The 15,799-nt window shown below is 61.9% G+C and carries 16 protein-coding genes; 10 read left to right on the top strand and 6 right to left on the bottom strand.

Annotation, left to right across the window (positions count from 1 at the left end):
- The first annotated feature begins 26 nt into the window (after nucleotides 1-26).
- The 6 genes from CLU93_RS03755 to CLU93_RS03730 all read left to right on the top strand — a co-directional run bounded on the left by CLU93_RS03755 (nucleotide 27) and on the right by CLU93_RS03730 (nucleotide 3,966).
- Nucleotides 27-926 carry an OmpA family protein gene (locus tag CLU93_RS03755; RefSeq protein WP_099760052.1) on the top strand — a complete coding sequence of 300 codons (900 nt, stop codon included), beginning with the start codon at nucleotides 27-29 and terminating at the stop codon, nucleotides 924-926.
- An 87-nt stretch (nucleotides 927-1,013) separates the two neighbouring features.
- A complete protein-coding gene (locus CLU93_RS03750; RefSeq protein WP_099760051.1) occupies nucleotides 1,014-1,550 on the top strand; it encodes a ferritin-like domain-containing protein in 537 nt (178 codons plus the stop codon).
- Between the two features lie 58 nt (nucleotides 1,551-1,608).
- Nucleotides 1,609-1,911: a DUF883 family protein gene (locus CLU93_RS03745; RefSeq protein ID WP_034786336.1), complete on the top strand. Its 303-nt coding sequence runs from the start codon at nucleotides 1,609-1,611 to the stop codon at nucleotides 1,909-1,911.
- Between the two features lie 18 nt (nucleotides 1,912-1,929).
- Complete coding sequence (locus CLU93_RS03740; RefSeq protein WP_099760050.1) at nucleotides 1,930-2,316, top strand: phage holin family protein; 387 nt, start codon at nucleotides 1,930-1,932, stop codon at nucleotides 2,314-2,316.
- A gap of 21 nt (nucleotides 2,317-2,337) precedes the next feature.
- On the top strand, nucleotides 2,338-2,676 hold the full coding sequence (locus CLU93_RS03735; RefSeq protein WP_099760049.1) for a hypothetical protein: 339 nt from the start codon (nucleotides 2,338-2,340) through the stop codon (nucleotides 2,674-2,676).
- Between the two features lie 135 nt (nucleotides 2,677-2,811).
- Nucleotides 2,812-3,966 carry a patatin-like phospholipase family protein gene (locus CLU93_RS03730; protein ID WP_099764219.1) on the top strand — a complete coding sequence of 385 codons (1,155 nt, stop codon included), beginning with the start codon at nucleotides 2,812-2,814 and terminating at the stop codon, nucleotides 3,964-3,966.
- Nucleotides 3,967-3,969: 3 nt separating this feature from the next.
- On the opposite strand, the gene CLU93_RS03725 is transcribed toward CLU93_RS03730, so the two are convergent.
- The 3 genes from CLU93_RS03725 to CLU93_RS03715 all read right to left on the bottom strand — a co-directional run bounded on the left by CLU93_RS03725 (nucleotide 3,970) and on the right by CLU93_RS03715 (nucleotide 4,983).
- Nucleotides 3,970-4,272, bottom strand: coding sequence for a hypothetical protein (locus tag CLU93_RS03725; RefSeq protein ID WP_099760048.1), 303 nt, complete (start codon nucleotides 4,270-4,272; stop codon nucleotides 3,970-3,972).
- 44 nt (nucleotides 4,273-4,316) lie between these two features.
- Nucleotides 4,317-4,469, bottom strand: coding sequence for a DUF3309 family protein (locus CLU93_RS03720; RefSeq protein WP_010396415.1), 153 nt, complete (start codon nucleotides 4,467-4,469; stop codon nucleotides 4,317-4,319).
- 67 nt (nucleotides 4,470-4,536) lie between these two features.
- A complete protein-coding gene (locus CLU93_RS03715) occupies nucleotides 4,537-4,983 on the bottom strand; it encodes a glycine zipper 2TM domain-containing protein (protein WP_099760047.1) in 447 nt (148 codons plus the stop codon).
- Between the two features lie 268 nt (nucleotides 4,984-5,251).
- Here CLU93_RS03715 and CLU93_RS03710 point away from each other — a divergent pair, with 268 nt between their 5' ends.
- The 3 genes from CLU93_RS03710 (at nucleotide 5,252) to CLU93_RS03700 (ending at nucleotide 7,466) form a co-directional block, all read left to right on the top strand.
- Nucleotides 5,252-5,806 carry a hypothetical protein gene (locus CLU93_RS03710; protein WP_046682431.1) on the top strand — a complete coding sequence of 185 codons (555 nt, stop codon included), beginning with the start codon at nucleotides 5,252-5,254 and terminating at the stop codon, nucleotides 5,804-5,806.
- 82 nt (nucleotides 5,807-5,888) lie between these two features.
- A complete protein-coding gene (locus tag CLU93_RS03705) occupies nucleotides 5,889-6,200 on the top strand; it encodes a BON domain-containing protein (RefSeq protein WP_096234579.1) in 312 nt (103 codons plus the stop codon).
- A gap of 150 nt (nucleotides 6,201-6,350) precedes the next feature.
- Nucleotides 6,351-7,466: an AI-2E family transporter gene (locus CLU93_RS03700; RefSeq protein ID WP_373629870.1), complete on the top strand. Its 1,116-nt coding sequence runs from the start codon at nucleotides 6,351-6,353 to the stop codon at nucleotides 7,464-7,466.
- A 55-nt stretch (nucleotides 7,467-7,521) separates the two neighbouring features.
- Here the strand turns inward: CLU93_RS03700 and CLU93_RS03695 are convergent, their stop codons facing one another.
- The 3 genes from CLU93_RS03695 to CLU93_RS03685 all read right to left on the bottom strand — a co-directional run bounded on the left by CLU93_RS03695 (nucleotide 7,522) and on the right by CLU93_RS03685 (nucleotide 10,027).
- Nucleotides 7,522-8,469: a YihY/virulence factor BrkB family protein gene (locus CLU93_RS03695; RefSeq protein ID WP_099760045.1), complete on the bottom strand. Its 948-nt coding sequence runs from the start codon at nucleotides 8,467-8,469 to the stop codon at nucleotides 7,522-7,524.
- 69 nt (nucleotides 8,470-8,538) lie between these two features.
- On the bottom strand, nucleotides 8,539-9,567 hold the full coding sequence (locus tag CLU93_RS03690; RefSeq protein WP_099760044.1) for an OmpA family protein: 1,029 nt from the start codon (nucleotides 9,565-9,567) through the stop codon (nucleotides 8,539-8,541).
- A 190-nt stretch (nucleotides 9,568-9,757) separates the two neighbouring features.
- A complete protein-coding gene (locus CLU93_RS03685) occupies nucleotides 9,758-10,027 on the bottom strand; it encodes a hypothetical protein (RefSeq protein WP_143451691.1) in 270 nt (89 codons plus the stop codon).
- A 10-nt stretch (nucleotides 10,028-10,037) separates the two neighbouring features.
- On the opposite strand from CLU93_RS03685, the gene CLU93_RS03680 reads away from it, so the two are divergent.
- Nucleotides 10,038-15,788: an alpha-2-macroglobulin family protein gene (locus CLU93_RS03680; RefSeq protein WP_257224870.1), complete on the top strand. Its 5,751-nt coding sequence runs from the start codon at nucleotides 10,038-10,040 to the stop codon at nucleotides 15,786-15,788.
- Nucleotides 15,789-15,799 lie beyond the last annotated feature (11 nt).

Genomic DNA, 15,799 nt, shown 5'->3' with positions numbered 1-15,799 from the left:
ACAATAACTGATAACAGGATTCCATCATGAAAAAAGCTACCTACACCACCATTCCCGGCCTGCTGGCCATGGCCGCTTTAGTTGCCGCCTGCAGCTCCGCACCGACCACCACCAGCCTGCTTGACCAGACGCGCGGCGACTACATGGCGGCGCAATCGAACCCGCTGGTGTCGACCTATGCGCCACGCGAATTCCGCGAAGCCAGCGCTGCGCTGGAAGCGGCGAACGCGGCCGCCACGCGCCAGGATGACAGCGAAAAGGTCGACAAGCTGGCCTACCTGGCCAAGCAAAAGATAGCCACGGCGCAAGAAGTCGCCAAGCAGAAAGCTGCGGAAGCCGATGTCGCCAACGCCGGCAAGCAGCGCGACCAGTTGCGCCTCGATGCGCGCACGCAGCAGGCTGACCAGGCCACGGCCCGCGCCCAGTCGGCGCAAGCGGATGCGGAAGCGGCCAAGGCCCAGGCGCAAGCGGCTGAAGCATCGGCCCGCGATGCGCAAGCCCGCGCCGCCGGACTCGAAGCGCAGCTGGCCGACCTGGCCGCCAAGAAAACCGAACGCGGCATGGTCATCACCCTGGGTGACGTGCTGTTTGGCACGGACAAGGCAAACCTGACGGCCGATGGCACGAATACGGCGCGCAAGCTGGCCGACGTACTGAAAAACAACCCGCAGCGCACCGTGCTGATCGAAGGCTTTACGGATAGCACGGGCGGCTCCGCGCATAACCTGCAACTGTCGCAACGCCGCGCCGAATCCGTGCGCAATGCATTGCTGGAGCAAGGCATCAGCCGCGACCGCATCGCCACGAAAGGCTATGGCGCCGCCTATCCGGCCGCCGGCAATGACAGCGCGGCGAATCGCCAGCTGAATCGCCGGGTGGAAATCGTCTTGTCGGAAGATAACACGGCCATTCCCGCCCGCCGATAAGCTGCGCCCTTTGGCGCGGCAGTAGAAAGGCAGCACCGGCCGCAGCTTGGCCGGTGGATACCCATGCAAGACTTGAAAGGAAACATCATGACCCAAACATCTGTGGAAATTCCAGCTGGCATCGATACGGCCGCCATCCGCGCGGCCGCCAAAAACCTGGACGACGGCGCCGTGACGGCCGGCTACCAGGGCGACCGCCAGGAGTTGATCACCCTGTTGAATGGGGCGCTGGCCACCGAACTGGTGTGTATTGCGCGCTATAAACGCCATTACTACACCGTGAGCGGGCGCGGCAACGGCAGCATCAAGGCCGAGTTCCTGGAACACGCGCAGCAGGAGCAGGAACACGCTGACTGGCTGGCCGAACGCATCGTGCAATTGAATGGCAAGCCAGATTTTAATCCTGCAACATTGCTTGCACGTAGCCATGCCGAGTATGATGAGTCCGAAGACGTGCAAAGCATGGTGCGTGCCAATCTGATCGCGGAACGGGTGGCAATCGAGTCGTATCGCCAGATGATCGTGAAAATTGGCGACAAAGACCCGACCACACGCCATTTGTTGATCAAAATCATGGCTGTCGAGGAAGAGCACGCCGATGATATGCGCGATCTAATGGAATAGTGTTTTTGAGTAAAGTAGGTATAGTAACTACATTCATCCACAGCTAAGGAGCTAAACCATGTTGGAAAATAATATCACCACCGTCAACAACGATGTCAAAACCCTGGTCAAGGATGCGCAAGCCCTGTTCAGCGCCGCTGCCGCCCTGACCGGCGAAAAAGCCGATGAAGTGCGCGTCAAGGGCATGAAAACCCTGGACGCCGCCTTGGCCAAGGCGCACGAAGCGCAAGCATCGGCCATCGTTGCCACCAAGCAGCTCGCCTCCCAGGCGGACGGCTATGTCAAGGAAAACCCATGGCGCACGGTGGCCGTCGCCGCTGGCGTCGGCGTGCTGGTCGGCTTCATCCTGGGCCGCAAGTAATCCACTGTCAGGAGCGATATGGACAAGTCTGCTTCGTCTCACCAGGGGCCGGGATTGATCGGCTCGGTCGCCGGCCTGGCCAAAAACGCTGTCGGACTGATGTTGTCGCGGCTGGAACTGGCCACCATCGAACTGTCGGAAGTGCGCAATCACATGCTGCAGCTGGTGGTCATTTTCGCGCTGGCGACGGTGGCGGGCTTGTTTGCCATCGCTTACGGCAGCGTGCTGATCGTTTTCCTGGCCTGGGATAGCCTGGGCTGGAAGATCCTGGCGATCATGACGGTCGTGTTCGTACTGCTGGCCATCGCGCTGGTCTTGTATGCGCGCGCCATGCTGCGTCAAGGAAAGCTGTCCATGCCGGCCACCATGGCGGAATTGAAGGCCGACCGCGACATGCTGATGTAAGCGGCCTCACGAGGAGAATTCATGTCGGAAAACGACAAACTGGCGGCGCAAGCCGCCCGCAAGCGCCTGCTGATCGCCCAGGGCGAAATGTATCGCGTGGGCATCGTGCATGCGCGCGCCAACGTGGGTTATGCATTGCGTCCCGAATCGCTGTTGCAGGGCGTGGTGGAGACGGCGGTCGGCTTTGCCGGCCACCGCGTCGAGTCCCTGCTGGCGCCGGGCGGCATGCGTTTGCAAGGCGCCATGCCCTACGTGCTGACGGCGCTATCGTTCATCGGACGCAAGAAGCTGGTCAAGCCGGCCCTGGTCCTCCTGGCCGTGGCCGCCGTTGCCGCCAGCTGGCTGCGCCGCAAGCGCTGAACGCCAGCCATGTTGCACAGGAACGCCGTCATTGACGGCGTTTTTTTTGCCTGCACCCAAGGTCCGACACGCACTGACGCAATCCCTTACAATGATTTACGCCGCATTCCGCGCGGCGGACAGAGGGCCATCTTGATGACGAATTCGACGACACCGATCAATCAGTTAAATCCCTCGCGCCTGCGCATCGTGCTGGTACTGCAGGGTGGAGGTGCACTGGGCGCCTACCAGGCTGGCGTCTACCACGCGCTGCACGAACATGGCCTGGCGCCCGACTGGGTGGTGGGTACCTCGATCGGCGCCATCAATGCCGCCATTCTGGCCGGCAACAAGCACGAGGACCGGCTCGTGCGTCTGAAGGAATTCTGGCAGCGCGTCGCGCACCGCGACAGCATCGACATGAACCTGGTGTCCGACCAGCAGCGCCGCTCGAACATCTGGCTGGCCACGCTCGATACGGTGCTGCGCGGCGTGCCCGGCTTCTTCAAGCCGCGTGCCTTCAGCCTGTTTCCCGCCGGCATTGCCGTCAAGCCGGAAGATGCCAGCTATTACGACACGAGCGAGCTGGCCAGCACCCTTGAGGAACTGGTCGATTTCGATTACCTGAACCAGCCGGGCGGCATGCGCCTGACGGTCAACGCGCTGCGCGTCAAATGCGGCAGCCTCACCAGTTTCGACAGCCAGCAGCAACCGTTGACAGCGGACCATATCCGCGCCAGCGGCGCCTTGCCGCCCGGCTTTGCCGGTGTGCGCGTCGATGGCGACCTGTACTGGGATGGCGGCCTGTACTCGAACACGCCGCTGGAAACCGTGCTCGACGACACGCCCCACGTCGACACGCTGGTCTTCATGGTGGATTTATGGAGTTCGGAAGGCCCGGAACCGACCACCCTCGATGAAGTGCAGACGCGGCAAAAGGATGTCACCTTCGCCTCGCGCTCGAAGCGGCATATCGCCGATTATGTCAATACGCACACCTTGCAGCGCAAATTGCGCGAACTCTACGCCGGTTTGCCCGACACAAAGCACAACCGCCAGCAGACGGAAGAGCTGGTAGCGCTGGGCTGCGACAGCACCATGCACATCGTGCGCCTGCCGTACGCGGGGCGCGACTGGCACATGGCGGCCAAGGATATCAATTTCTCCAGGGGCTCCATCGAGTGGCGCTGGGAGCAGGGCTATCAAGACGGCTTGCGCGCGATCAAGGCGGCCGGCTGGCTGGCTTTTGTCACGCAAGACACGCCGCTCGTGGTGCATGAGCTACCACCCTACGAGCGCGACGCCGCCTGATCCTCACTGCGGATGGGCTGCCTCGCGCAGCTTTTCCGCGTTCGCCATGTCTTGCCGGTAAGTCTCTTGCGCATCCTTCAGACAGCTGGCGCGCGTGGCGGAGGGTTCCGAACGGCAGGCTTTCTTGGCCTCGGCCAGGGCGGCGGCGATTTCCTTGCGCAGGGTGCGCAGCTGGGCTTGCGCCGTGCTGTCTTCCTGGTACCAGCGTTGCGGGTCGCCCGGCTGCGGCATGGCCGTCTGGGCCAGTGCCAGTGGCGCCAGGCTGCAGGCGAACAGGGTGGCCAAGAGTGTGTTGTGGATAGTCATGATATTTCCTCCTTGAAATGAAAAAGGCGCCGCAGCGCCTTTTTTTACAACCTGCCCGTCAGTAATAGCAGGATCAGTATCACGACGACCAGGCCAGCGATGCCGCTGGGGCCGTAACCCCAGTTGCGGCTATGCGGCCAGGTAGGCAGGACGCCGACCAGGGCGAGGATCAAGATGATCAGAATAATGGTGCCCATGGCAACTCCTTGTTATCGTACGACGCATGCGGGATGGCGGACGCTTGCTGGCAAGCTCCGCCGAAAATTAATAGCGGTAGACGCGGCCGTCAACGACGCGCACGCGGTTGCCCGGACGCAAGTCATTCGCGTTGTCCTGCACTACGGTGCGGTATTCTCCGTTGTCGAGGCGCACGCTGATCTGGTAAGCCTGCGCTTGCTGCCTGCGGCCTTCCACCTGGTTGCCGACCACGCCGCCAGCGACGGCACCGGCCACGGTGGCGGCCGTGCGCCCGCCGCCCGAGCCGATGGTATTGCCCAGCAGGGCGCCGGCGATGCCGCCGACCACGGCGCCGGCGCCGCTGGTCTGTCCGCCGCCTTGGACGATCTGGATGGAGTCGACGGTGCCGTACATGGCCGACTCAGGCTGGTTGGCCGGGTAATATTGTTGTGACTGGGTAGGGCCGGTGGCGCAACCGCTGAGGACGGCGGTGGCGGCGAGCATCAGTGCAGCCAAGGTGGCGTTGGTTTTCATTTTATTCTCCTGACGAGGTGAAGGTGTAGTGCCATCTTAGTCACGCCCCTGTCCCCGGTCTGTACGCTGCCGCACGCACTTATTTGCGGTCGAACTGGCATTGTGGGCTCGAGCGATCCAGCAAAACGTTGTTATTTCTCCCTGTCTGCCTTCTGCTTGCAAAATAAATTACTTGTGTACGGCAGCGTACAGAAGAGCGGCGACTATCCACGTAAAACGGTAGTCATGCCAAGCAGACATGCTTGGTGCCACCAGGGAGAAATACAATATGAACAAGAATAAGCTCTTCACCGCCATCGTCGTCAGCCTGGCATGCGCCGCCTGGGGCGGCCAGGCAGTGGCCGCCACGCCGGAAGCGAAAGCAGCCTACAAGGCAGCCAATGAACAGGCGGGCCTGAATTACAAGCTGGCGCATGCCGAGTGCGAAAAAATCACGGGCAACCCGAAGGATGTCTGCATCGCCGAAGCGAAGGCCGTGCGCACCTACGATGAAGCAGTTGCTCAGGCGCAATATACGAATACCCTGCGTGCCTACACCAAGGCGCGCATCAAGATTGCCGATGCCAATTACGACGTCGACCTGGCCCGCTGCAATGCGCTGACGGGCAACGACAAGGATGTCTGCGTCAAGCTGGCCAAGTCCACCAAGGTGGCGGCCCTGGCTGACGCCAAGGCAGACAAGAAAGTCATCGAAGCGCGCAGCGATGCGCGTGAAGCAAAGAGAAAAGCCGAGTACAAGGTCGCGACAGAAAAATGCGATGCATTGGCCGGCGCAGCCAAGGATGACTGTATCAAGGCTGCAAAAACCCAGTTTGGCTACTGAGCGCCATCCGGCGCACAGTCACCACACTGGTATAAGAAGCTCATTGTGAGCACATTGATTGACCACTCCTAAGGAAAAAACCATGAAATTCACTAAATCTATCGCTACTGGCCTGTTCATCGCTTCCCTGTTCGCCGTTGCAGGTTGCGCTTCGACCCCAACCAAAGAAGGCACGGGCGAGTACATCGACGACGCGGCCATCACCACCAAAGTGAAAGCCAGCATCTTCAATGAGCCTACCCTGAAATCGACGGAAATCAACGTTGAAACCTTCAAGGGCGTGGTTCAGCTGAGCGGCTTCGTGGCCCAGCCAGCCGATGCCGCCAAAGCGGGCGAAATTACGCGTGGCGTCAAGGGCGTGAAGTCGGTGAAAAACGACATCCGCGTCAAGTAATGGCCTGACCTGCCGCAGCGCCCAGCCCCAGGGCTGGCGCGGCGGCCCTCCACCGACCGTCGCGGGAATCGCATGCATATCCAGCCTACAGATACCCCGCCCGAGCCGGTGGCGGCTGCCTCCACCGAGCCTGCCGGGCCACCTCCCGGCATGCCCGGGGAGCACCTGGACGCATCCTTGCGTCTGCCGCTGCATGTCAATGCGCGCGGCCTTGCCCTGGGCATCATCGCCACCGTCAGCTTCATCTATGCGTTGCAATGGGCGCAGAAATTCCTCATTCCCGTCATCTTCGGTATTTTCATTGCCTATACCCTCAATCCGGTCGTTGCCTGGCTGGAAAAGCTGCGCCTGCCGCGCGCCATCGGTACCACGATCGTCACGGCCCTGATACTGTTCGGTTCCGTCGTCGTGATCGACCGCGTGCAGGGCGAATTCGAATCCATCGTGGAAGAGTTGCCGGCCGCCACACAGAAACTGTCGCGGCTGATCGCCGAGAACACGGGCGGCAAGAACAGCACCTTCCAGAAGATGCAGGCCGTGGCCAATGCAATCGAGCAAGTGGCCGCCGGCGCCGAGGCCCGCCGCAACAACCGCCGCGCCGCCGCCGAGGCACCCAACTTCAAGATCATGGACTGGGTCTGGGCCGGCTCGCTGGGCCTGGTGGGCTTTCTCAGCCAGGCGACCATGGTCATCTTCCTCGTGTTTTTTTTGCTGCTGTCGGGCAATACCTTCAAGCGCAAGCTCGTCAAGCTGACGGGACCGTCGCTGAGCCGCAAGAAGGTCACCGTGCACATCCTGGAAGACATCAATACCTCGATCCAGAACTATATGTTCATGCTGCTCGTCACGAATGGCTTGCTGGCCGTCATGATGTGGATCGCCTTGCGCGTGATCGGCCTGGAAAACGCGGGCGCGTGGGCCATCGTGGCCGGCTTGCTGCACATCATGCCGTATTTCGGCCCGCTGCTCATCACCATCGCCACGGGCCTGGTCGCCTTTTTGCAGTTCGAATCGTTGCAAATGGTCTTGCTGGTGACGGGCACGTCGATGGCCATCGCTACCCTGGTGGGCACCTTTGTCACCACCTGGATGACGGGACGCATCGCCCGCATGAATCCCACGGCCGTGTTCATCAGCCTGTTGTTCTGGGGTTGGTTGTGGGGCGTCTGGGGCTTGTTGCTGGGCGTGCCCATCATCGTCATGGTGAAGGTGGTGGCCGAGCGCGTGCAGGGCATGGAAGTGGTGGCCGAGCTGCTGGGCGAGTAGTTCTCTAAAATGCAAACGGCGCCCGCAGGCGCCGTTTTTACATGCGTCAGTCTGTTCAGGACTGGTGGCGTTTCAATATCTTGACTTGCACATCACCATCGTCATTCTTCGGCATATCCTTCATGCTGCCCAGTTGCAGGGCGAACTGGCGCGTGAATTCGGCGCCCAGGAAGAAGATTTGCGCCGAGTAATACACCCACAGCAGCAGGGCCACCAGCGAACCGGCCGCGCCATAGCTGCTGGCCACGCCGCTATTGCCGATATATACGCCAATCGCATACTTTCCCAGTGAAAACATGAAGGCCGTGCCGATGGCGCCGATCAGCACGTCGCGCCAGGACAGGTGCACGCGCGGCAGCATTTTATAGATGACGGCGAACAGGCTGGCGATGACGGCAAAGCCGATCAGGTTCGACAAAATGGTAAACAGCACGGCCGTGTCTTTCCACACGCCTTCCCAGAAGTTGGCGAGAATGGCCATGGCGGCGTTGACCACCAGCGACACCATCAGCAGGAAGGCCAGTACCAGCACCAGGCCGAAGGACAGCAAACGCGTGCGCAGCATGTCCCAGGCGCCCGCTTCCTTCAGCGGTGGTACTTGCCAGATTTCATCGAGACTGGCTTTCAGTTCGGCAAACACGCTGGTGGCGCCAAACAGCAGCAGGGCGCTGGCGATGAGGGTGGCGATGCGACCCTGATCATGGTTCTTCGCGCCGGCCAGCACCAGCTGGATGGCTTCGGCGCCTTGCGTGCCAAGCAAACCCTGCAGTTGTCCCATCAGTTCACCGCGCGCGGCCGCCGGGCCATAGAAAAAGCCGGCGATGGCAATCACCAGCACGAGGATGGGGGCGATGGAAAACAGGGTGTAGTAGGCGAGGGCGGCGCCCTTGCTGGAGGCGCGATGTTCCAGCCATTCGGTGACGGAACAGACGATGACACTGCGCATTTGCTTGCTGAACGGCGCCAGGCCGGCCAGTTTGGGATAACGGGTAGAAAAATTCATGCTGGCTTTCAATGCAAAAAAGGGGCGCGAGCCCCTTTTTTTATTCACAAGTGGCGTACCACTGTTAGCTTACTGCACGCGGCGTTCGATGGTGATTTGTTCCACTTCAACGCGGCGGTTTGGTTCCAGGCACTTGATCAGGTCGGCACGCTTCTTGTTATCGCAGGTGACGACAGGATTGGTGGAACCCTTGCCTTCGGCCGACAGGCGGTTGGCGGCGACACCGTGGGCGACCAGGTATTCCTTGACTGCATCAGCGCGCTGTTGCGACAGTTTCAGGTTGTACTTGGCCGAACCGATGCGGTCGGCATAACCGCTGATGACGACGTTGTTGACGTCCGGCGCTGCGTTCAGCACGCGGGCGATTTCGTCGAGCTTGGTCTGTGTCGGGCCCAGCTTGGCGCTGTCGAACGCGAACAGTTCCGTTGCCGCCATCGTCACTTTTTCAAAGCGTGGTGGCGGTGGTGGCGGAGGTGGCGGCACGACCACGACGACTTCTTCACGCACTGGCGGCGGTGGTGGCGGTGGTGGCGGCGGTGCAGGTGGTTTGTCGAACGCGAAGTTCAGGCCCACGGTGACGTAGTAGTTGTTCGACTTGCTGCTTGGGTCGAAGGTATTGCCGCGCAGGAAGCCGTGCACATTGCGTACGTCAGCCTGGAACGACAATTGATCGTTGATGCTGGACTGGAAACCCAGACCCACGCTGGCGTATGGCGAACTCTTCGAGCGTTCACCGAAGGCGAAGCTGGTGTCCTTGTCGCGCTGCATGCCGGCACCCACCAGCAGGAAGGGGCGGAAGGCTTTGCGCGAGAACATGTACAGACCGTCTACGCCCAGCGTATTTTGCTGATAGCGCTGTTGGCCATCCTTGGAGCGGGCATACGTGGTGCCCAGCTGGATATCCCAGTCCTGGGAAACAGGTTTACCGAAACGCAAGCCTGCGCCATAGCCGGTTTTATCCGTGGCAAAGTCGGAATCTGGCTTGAGTGCGTTGAGGCTGGGTTGAATGTACCAGGAGGGATTGATTTCCTGGGCCTGTGCGCCGAGGGCGGAGCACAGTACTGCGGCGGCAACGGCGATTTTTTTTAGATTATTCACAAGTAACTCCCAACGTTGATAAGAGATGTTCTCTGCTGCATCAATGCGACAACTGCCAGACATGCTATTGCTAGAGATAGACAACCATTCCAGGTGCGCTTTCTTGCGATAAATGCACTGCTGTTGGACTAGAGAATACGATGGCAGGTTCGCAACGTCCGTGCGTTGGCGCACAAAGCATTGTGGTATATCAATGGTGTTGCAGATTCACGACAACTACTTTGCTGTTGAAAAAAACTAATTCGCCTCGGCAAAATTTTGCAATCACGGCCAGTTCCGGGCGCCGCGACGCGAGGCAATCGTACGACTTGTTACGGGCATGCCACTGTATATTAGCAACAATGATGAGCTTGATAACTACTATTACATTGATGTTGTATTCCTGCCGCGTTCGCTTGCCTTGCGTGCCTTCCTCCAGGCAACTTTTGCGCGCCGCAGCCAGCTCCGCCACTTTCATCAAGGAGTCACCCGTGCCTGACCTGTCCCGTGCTGTTTCTTCCCCGCTGTCTGGCAAGCTGGGGCGGCTATGTCTTTCGCTGTCGCTGTCGCTGGGCCTGGCTATGCCGGCCTGGGCCGATAGCGGCGTGTCCCTGTTTTCACCGAGCGGCACGGTCAAGGCCGTGCGCCAGGTGCGGGCCCAGTTCGCCACGCCGATGGTGCCGTTCGGCGACATGGGCTTGCCCGCGCCGTTCGCCATCGATTGCGGCAAGGCCGAGCCTGGCGTCGTGGCGGGCGCGGGGCGCTGGGCCGACGAGCGCAACTGGAACTACGATTTCGAGCGCGACTTGCCGGCCGGCGTGGCCTGCAGCTTTACCTTGAAGCCGGGGCTGAAAGACCTGGCAGGCAAGCCTTTGCAGGGGACAGCGTCGTACCGCTTTTCCACGGGCGGCCCGGCCATCGTCGAGGCCGTACCGTATGACGGCCAGCCCTACATCGATGAAAACCAGATCTTCGTGCTGGGCCTGGACGCCGCGCCGAACGAGGCCAGCGTGGCCGCGAACGCGTATTGCCGCGCCGATGGCATCAATGAAAAGATTCCCGTACGTCTGTTCAAAGGCAAGGAACTGGAGCAGGTATTGACCCTGCGTAAGAGCTTCCTCGACCGCTACCTGACTGTCTACTTCAAGAAGCGGGGTACGCTCTGGAAAGTGGGCATGCCCCTCGCCAGCAAGGGCGCGCCACCGCTGCCCGTCACCGTGCTGCAATGCAAGCGCAGCTTCCCCGCCAACGCCAAGGTCTCGCTGGTGTGGGGCGAGGGTATCACCAGCGCCAGCGGCATCGCCACGGAGAAGGCGCAAACTCTGCAGTTCAAGACGCGCCCCGATTTTACGGCCAAGTTCAGCTGCGAGCGCAGCAATCCGAAGGAGCAGTGCATCCCGTTCCTGCCCATGCGCGTGCAGTTTTCCGCGCCCGTGAGCGCCGCGCAGGTGCGCGCCATGACCCTGAAGGGCGGCGGCAAGACGTATGCGCCGACGATTTCAAAAGACGAGGAAAAGGCGGAATTCCTGTACAGCGCCGCCTTCGACGGCCCCTTTCCCGTGCAATCGAGTTTTGTCTTGAGCCTGCCGCCGAAGCTGACGGATGACGCGGGCCGCGCCTTGCTCAACCGCGCGCGCTTTCCCATGACGGTGCGCACGGGTGAACAGCCGCCGCTGCTGAAGTTCCCGGCGCCGTTCGGCATCATCGAAGCGAAGGGCGACGGCTTGCTGCCCGTGACGGTGCGCAATATCGAGCCTGTGCTGTCGGGCAAAGAAGTCGCGCAAGCCTCGGCCGCCGCCACGGGTGCCACCTTGCGCGTGCCCGACAATGACGACAAGTTCATCATCGAGTGGATGCAGCGCCTGGCCGGCAATGGCGACGGCGGCGAATACTGGCAGCCTTACGCCCAGTATGCGGGCAACATGAGCAAATCCGTGCTGGGCGATGCCGCCGGTACGCGCCCCATCAGCCTGCCGCGTCCCGATGGCAAGAAAACCTTCGAAGTGATCGGCATCCCGTTGCAAAAACCGGGCTTTTATGTGGTCGAGTTGGCCAGCCCCATCCTTGGCAAGGTGTTGCTGGGCAAACCCACCACGGCCTACATCCGCACGGCCGCGCTGGTGACGAATCTGGCGGCCCACTTCAAGCATGGCGCGCAATCGTCGCTCGTGTGGGTGACGACCCTGGACAAGGGCGCGCCAGTTGCGAAAGCGCAAGTGGCCGTGCGCGACTGCGGCGGCAAGCTGCTGTGGCAAGGCGCCACGGGCAGCGACGGCGTGGCGCAGATTCCCGGCGAGCTGGCCGCTTCCAGTTGCAAGAACAATGGCCGCTACTTTATCAGTGCGCGCAGCGGCGGCGACATGACGTTCACGCTGTCGGACTGGGTGGGCGGCATCGAAGCCTGGCGTTTCAATTTGCCCACGGACGACACGCGCGCCGACAACACCTTGCTGGCCACGGTATTCGACCGCACCTTGCTGCGCGCGGGCGAAACCGTGCACATGAAGCATTTCATCCGCAAGCACACGGCCGAAGGCATGAGCCTGGTCGACAAGAACAACGGTCCCGGCAGCGCCACCTCCGTTGTCATCACGCACCAGGGCAGCGACCAGAACTATCAATTACCACTGCGCTGGTCGGCCAGCGGCACGGCGGAAAACGACTGGGTCATTCCCGCCGACGCCAAGCAGGGCGAATACAGCGTCACCATGGCGGGCCGCCCGTCCGGCAGTTTCCGCGTGGAAGCGTTCCGCGTGCCGACCATGAAAGCCGTGCTGCAGGGCCCGAAAGCACCCGCAGTGCAGGTGAAACAGCTGGCCCTCGATGCGCAAATCACCTACCTGGCCGGCGGCGCCGCCACGAATGCGCCCGTCAAGCTGCGCACGGTGCTGCAAGACAAGAGCGTGACGTTTGCCGACTATCCCGACTATAGCTTCAGCAATGGCGACGTGAAGGAAGGTCTTGTGAAGCAGGGCACGGGCTACGACGACGATGAGGGCGAATGGCAGGACGAAGGCCATGGCGGACCAGCCGGCGCCGGCGCAGCTGCCGCGCGCACGCAAAGCTTGACCCTCGACAAGGCGGGCGGCGCGCGCATCGTCATCGACCAGCTGCCGCAGCTGTCCACGCCGCGCGACCTGGTGGCGGAAATGGCGTTCCAGGATGCGAATGGCGAGACAGCCTCGGTGGCCACGCGCGTACCGCTGTGGCCGTCAAACTATGTGATCGGCATCAAGCCCGACGCCTGGGCCCTGAGCAAGGATGCCTTCAAGTTCACGGTGGCCGTGCTCGGTACCAATGGCAAGCCCGTGGCGAATGCCCCCGTTGCCGTCGATTTCTTCCAGCGCAACAGCTATGCGCACCGCCGTCGGCTGATCGGCGGCTTCTATGCGTATGAAAACAGCAGCGAAGTGGTCAAGCTGGGACCGGCGTGCTCGGGCAAGACGGACAACAAGGGCCTGTTGATGTGCGACGTGAAGGCGCCCGCTAGCGGCAATCTGGTCTTGCGCGCCCGCACGCAGGATGCATCCGGCAACGCAGCCGTCGCCAACCGCGAAACCTGGGTGGCCGGTAGCGGCGACTGGTGGTTCAACGCCAGCGACAATGACCGCATCGATGTGCTGCCGGAAAAGAAACGCTACGAACCGGGCCAGGAAGCGAGCTTGCAGGTGCGCATGCCGTTCCGCTCGGGCACGGCCCTGATCACGGTCGAGCGCGAAGGCATCCTCGACACCTATGTGCGCCAGCTCAATGGCCGGGAACCGGTGGTGAATATCCCTGTCAAAGCGAATTACGCGCCGAATGTGTATGTCTCCGTGTTTGTCGTGCGGGGCAGGGTCGATGGCGTGCAGCCGACGGCTTTGGTGGACCTGGGCAAGCCCGCCTACAAGATGGGCATCGCGCCGCTGAACGTGGGGTGGCAGGCGCATGAACTGAACGTCATGGTGGTGTCCGACAAGGAAGTGTATAAAACGCGCGACAAGGCGGAGGTATCGGTGCGCGTGCGTCGCGCCGACGGCAAAGCCTTGCCGGCCGGCGCGGAAGTGGCGCTGGCAGCCGTCGACACGGGCTTGCTGGAACTGATGCCCAACGATAGCTGGAAATTGCTCGACACCATGATGGCGCAGCGCAGCCTGCAGGTGGAAACGGCGACGGCGCAGATGCAGGTGATCGGCAAGCGCCACTTCGGCCGCAAAGCCTTCCCGGCCGGCGGTGGCGGCGGCAAGGGTGCCAGCCGCGAACTGTTCGACACCCTGCTGTTCTGGAAGGGCACCGTCAAGCTCGACGCCAAGGGCGAAGCGACGGTGCAAGTACCGCTCAACGATTCCTTGACGGCGTTCCGCATCGTGGCGATTGCCAGTGCCGGCAAGGAATTGTTTGGCACGGGCAGCACGGATATCCGCAGCTCGCAAGACTTGATCCTGATGTCGGGCTTGCCGACCCTCGTGCGCGAAGGCGACCAGCTGCGCGCAGGCTTTACTGTGCGCAACACCTCGGCCGCCTCCTTGAGCGTGGAACTCAACGCCACGGCGGCTGGCAAAGCGCTGCCGCGCCAGAGCTTGACCCTGGCGGCGGGCGAAGCGCGCGAGGTGGGGTGGGATTACCAGGTACCGCTTGGCGCGCAGAATGTCGTGTGGGAGATAGTCGCGAAAGCGGGCAACCACACCGATAAACTCAAAATCACGCAAAAAGTGGGCCAGGCCACGCCCGTGCGCACGTATCAGGCCACCTTGCTGCAGATCGACAAGCCCGTCAATATGTCCGTGCAGATGCCGTCCGGTGCCTTGCCGGGCCGGGGCGGCATCCAGACCAGCTTTGTCGCCAAACTGGGTGGCGAGCTGCCCGGCGTGCGCGAGTACATGGCAGCCTACCCCTACACCTGCTTCGAGCAAAATACGTCGAAGGCCATCGCCCTGCAAGACCAGGAGGCGTGGAACAAGCTGGCCGCCAGCTTGCCCGCCTACCTGGACAGCGACGGCTTGCTGAAATACTTCCCCATCATGGAACAGGGCAGCGACAGCCTGACGGCGTATGTGTTGTCGGCCACCCGGGAAGCGGGTTATGCGATTCCCGAACAGACGAAGAACCGCATGGAAGCAGCCTTGACGGCCTTCGTGCAGGGGCGCATCGTGCGCCATTCCGCGCTGGCCACGACCGACCTGGCCGTGCGCAAGCTCGCTGCGCTGGAAGCGCTGTCGCGTTCGAACAAGGTGCCGCCCGATGCGCTGGAGAGCATCAGCATCAGCCCGAACCTGTGGCCCACTTCCGCCGTCATCGACTGGAGCTTGTTGCTGCAACGCACGCCCAGCCTGGCGCGCCGCGATGCGCTGCTGGCCGAGGCGCAGCAGATCCTGCGCAGCCGTTTGAACTTCCAGGGCACGACCATGGGCTTTTCCACCGAGCGCAAGGATAACTGGTGGTGGCTGATGGTGTCCGGCGACGTCAACGCCAACCGCCTGTTGCTGGCCGTGATGGACGACCCGGCATGGAAAGACGACATTGGCCGCCTGGTGCGCGGCAGCATGGGCCGCCAGAAGAAGGGCCGCTGGGATACCACGGTGGCCAACGCCTGGGGCACCTTGGCCATCAGTAAATTCTCGGCCAAGTTCGAATCCACGCCAGTGACGGGCGCCAGCGCCGTCAAGCTGGGCGGCGATACGCAAGCGCTCGTGTGGAATGGTGCGGCGAAAGTCGGTCCCGTGCTGCAAGCGTGGCCGAAGGGTACGGACAGCCTGGGCCTGGCGCACAGCGGCACCGGCAAACCGTGGGCCACCGTGCAAAGCCTGGCGGCCATCCCGCTCAAGGCGCCCGTCTCCAGCGGTTACACGATCAAGAAAACCATGACGCCAGTGGAACAGAAAACCACTGGCCACTGGTCGCGCGGCGATGTCTACCGCGTGCGCCTGGATCTGTCGGCGCAGGCAGACATGAGCTGGGTGGTGGTCGACGATCCGATCCCCGCCAGCGCCACCGTGCTGGGCAATGGCTTGGGCCGCGATTCGCAGCTGCTGACGGCCGGTGAAAAATCCACGGGCTGGGTCTGGCCCACGTTCGAGGAGCGGGCCTTCGACGCCTTCCGCGCCTACTACGCCTTCGTGCCGAAGGGCAACTGGAGCGTGGAATATACGGTGCGCCTGAACAATGCCGGGGATTTCAGCCTGCCGGCCACGCGCATCGAAGCCATGTATTCGCCCGAAATGTTTGGCGAGTCGCCGAACGCGAACGTGAAGGTGGGGCAGTGAAAGGGTTTGTT

Origin of the sequence: Janthinobacterium sp. 35 (assembly GCF_002754575.1) — a bacterium.
GTDB lineage: Bacteria > Pseudomonadota > Gammaproteobacteria > Burkholderiales > Burkholderiaceae_D > Janthinobacterium > Janthinobacterium tructae.
Note: the sequence above shows the minus strand (reverse complement) of the source record. Positions and strands in the feature narration are given on the sequence as shown.

Excerpts from the sequence above, each read along its gene's own strand:
- CLU93_RS03755 (WP_099760052.1), top strand. The coding sequence starts at position 27 with ATGAAAAAAGCTACCTACACCACCATTCCCGGCCTGCTGGCCATGGCC.
- CLU93_RS03750 (WP_099760051.1), top strand. The coding sequence starts at position 1,014 with ATGACCCAAACATCTGTGGAAATTCCAGCTGGCATCGATACGGCCGCC.
- CLU93_RS03745 (WP_034786336.1), top strand. The coding sequence starts at position 1,609 with ATGTTGGAAAATAATATCACCACCGTCAACAACGATGTCAAAACCCTG.
- CLU93_RS03740 (WP_099760050.1), top strand. The coding sequence starts at position 1,930 with ATGGACAAGTCTGCTTCGTCTCACCAGGGGCCGGGATTGATCGGCTCG.
- CLU93_RS03735 (WP_099760049.1), top strand. The coding sequence starts at position 2,338 with ATGTCGGAAAACGACAAACTGGCGGCGCAAGCCGCCCGCAAGCGCCTG.
- CLU93_RS03730 (WP_099764219.1), top strand. The coding sequence starts at position 2,812 with ATGACGAATTCGACGACACCGATCAATCAGTTAAATCCCTCGCGCCTG.
- CLU93_RS03725 (WP_099760048.1), bottom strand. The coding sequence starts at position 4,272 with ATGACTATCCACAACACACTCTTGGCCACCCTGTTCGCCTGCAGCCTG.
- CLU93_RS03720 (WP_010396415.1), bottom strand. The coding sequence starts at position 4,469 with ATGGGCACCATTATTCTGATCATCTTGATCCTCGCCCTGGTCGGCGTC.
- CLU93_RS03715 (WP_099760047.1), bottom strand. The coding sequence starts at position 4,983 with ATGAAAACCAACGCCACCTTGGCTGCACTGATGCTCGCCGCCACCGCC.
- CLU93_RS03710 (WP_046682431.1), top strand. The coding sequence starts at position 5,252 with ATGAACAAGAATAAGCTCTTCACCGCCATCGTCGTCAGCCTGGCATGC.
- CLU93_RS03705 (WP_096234579.1), top strand. The coding sequence starts at position 5,889 with ATGAAATTCACTAAATCTATCGCTACTGGCCTGTTCATCGCTTCCCTG.
- CLU93_RS03700 (WP_373629870.1), top strand. The coding sequence starts at position 6,351 with ATGCCCGGGGAGCACCTGGACGCATCCTTGCGTCTGCCGCTGCATGTC.
- CLU93_RS03695 (WP_099760045.1), bottom strand. The coding sequence starts at position 8,469 with ATGAATTTTTCTACCCGTTATCCCAAACTGGCCGGCCTGGCGCCGTTC.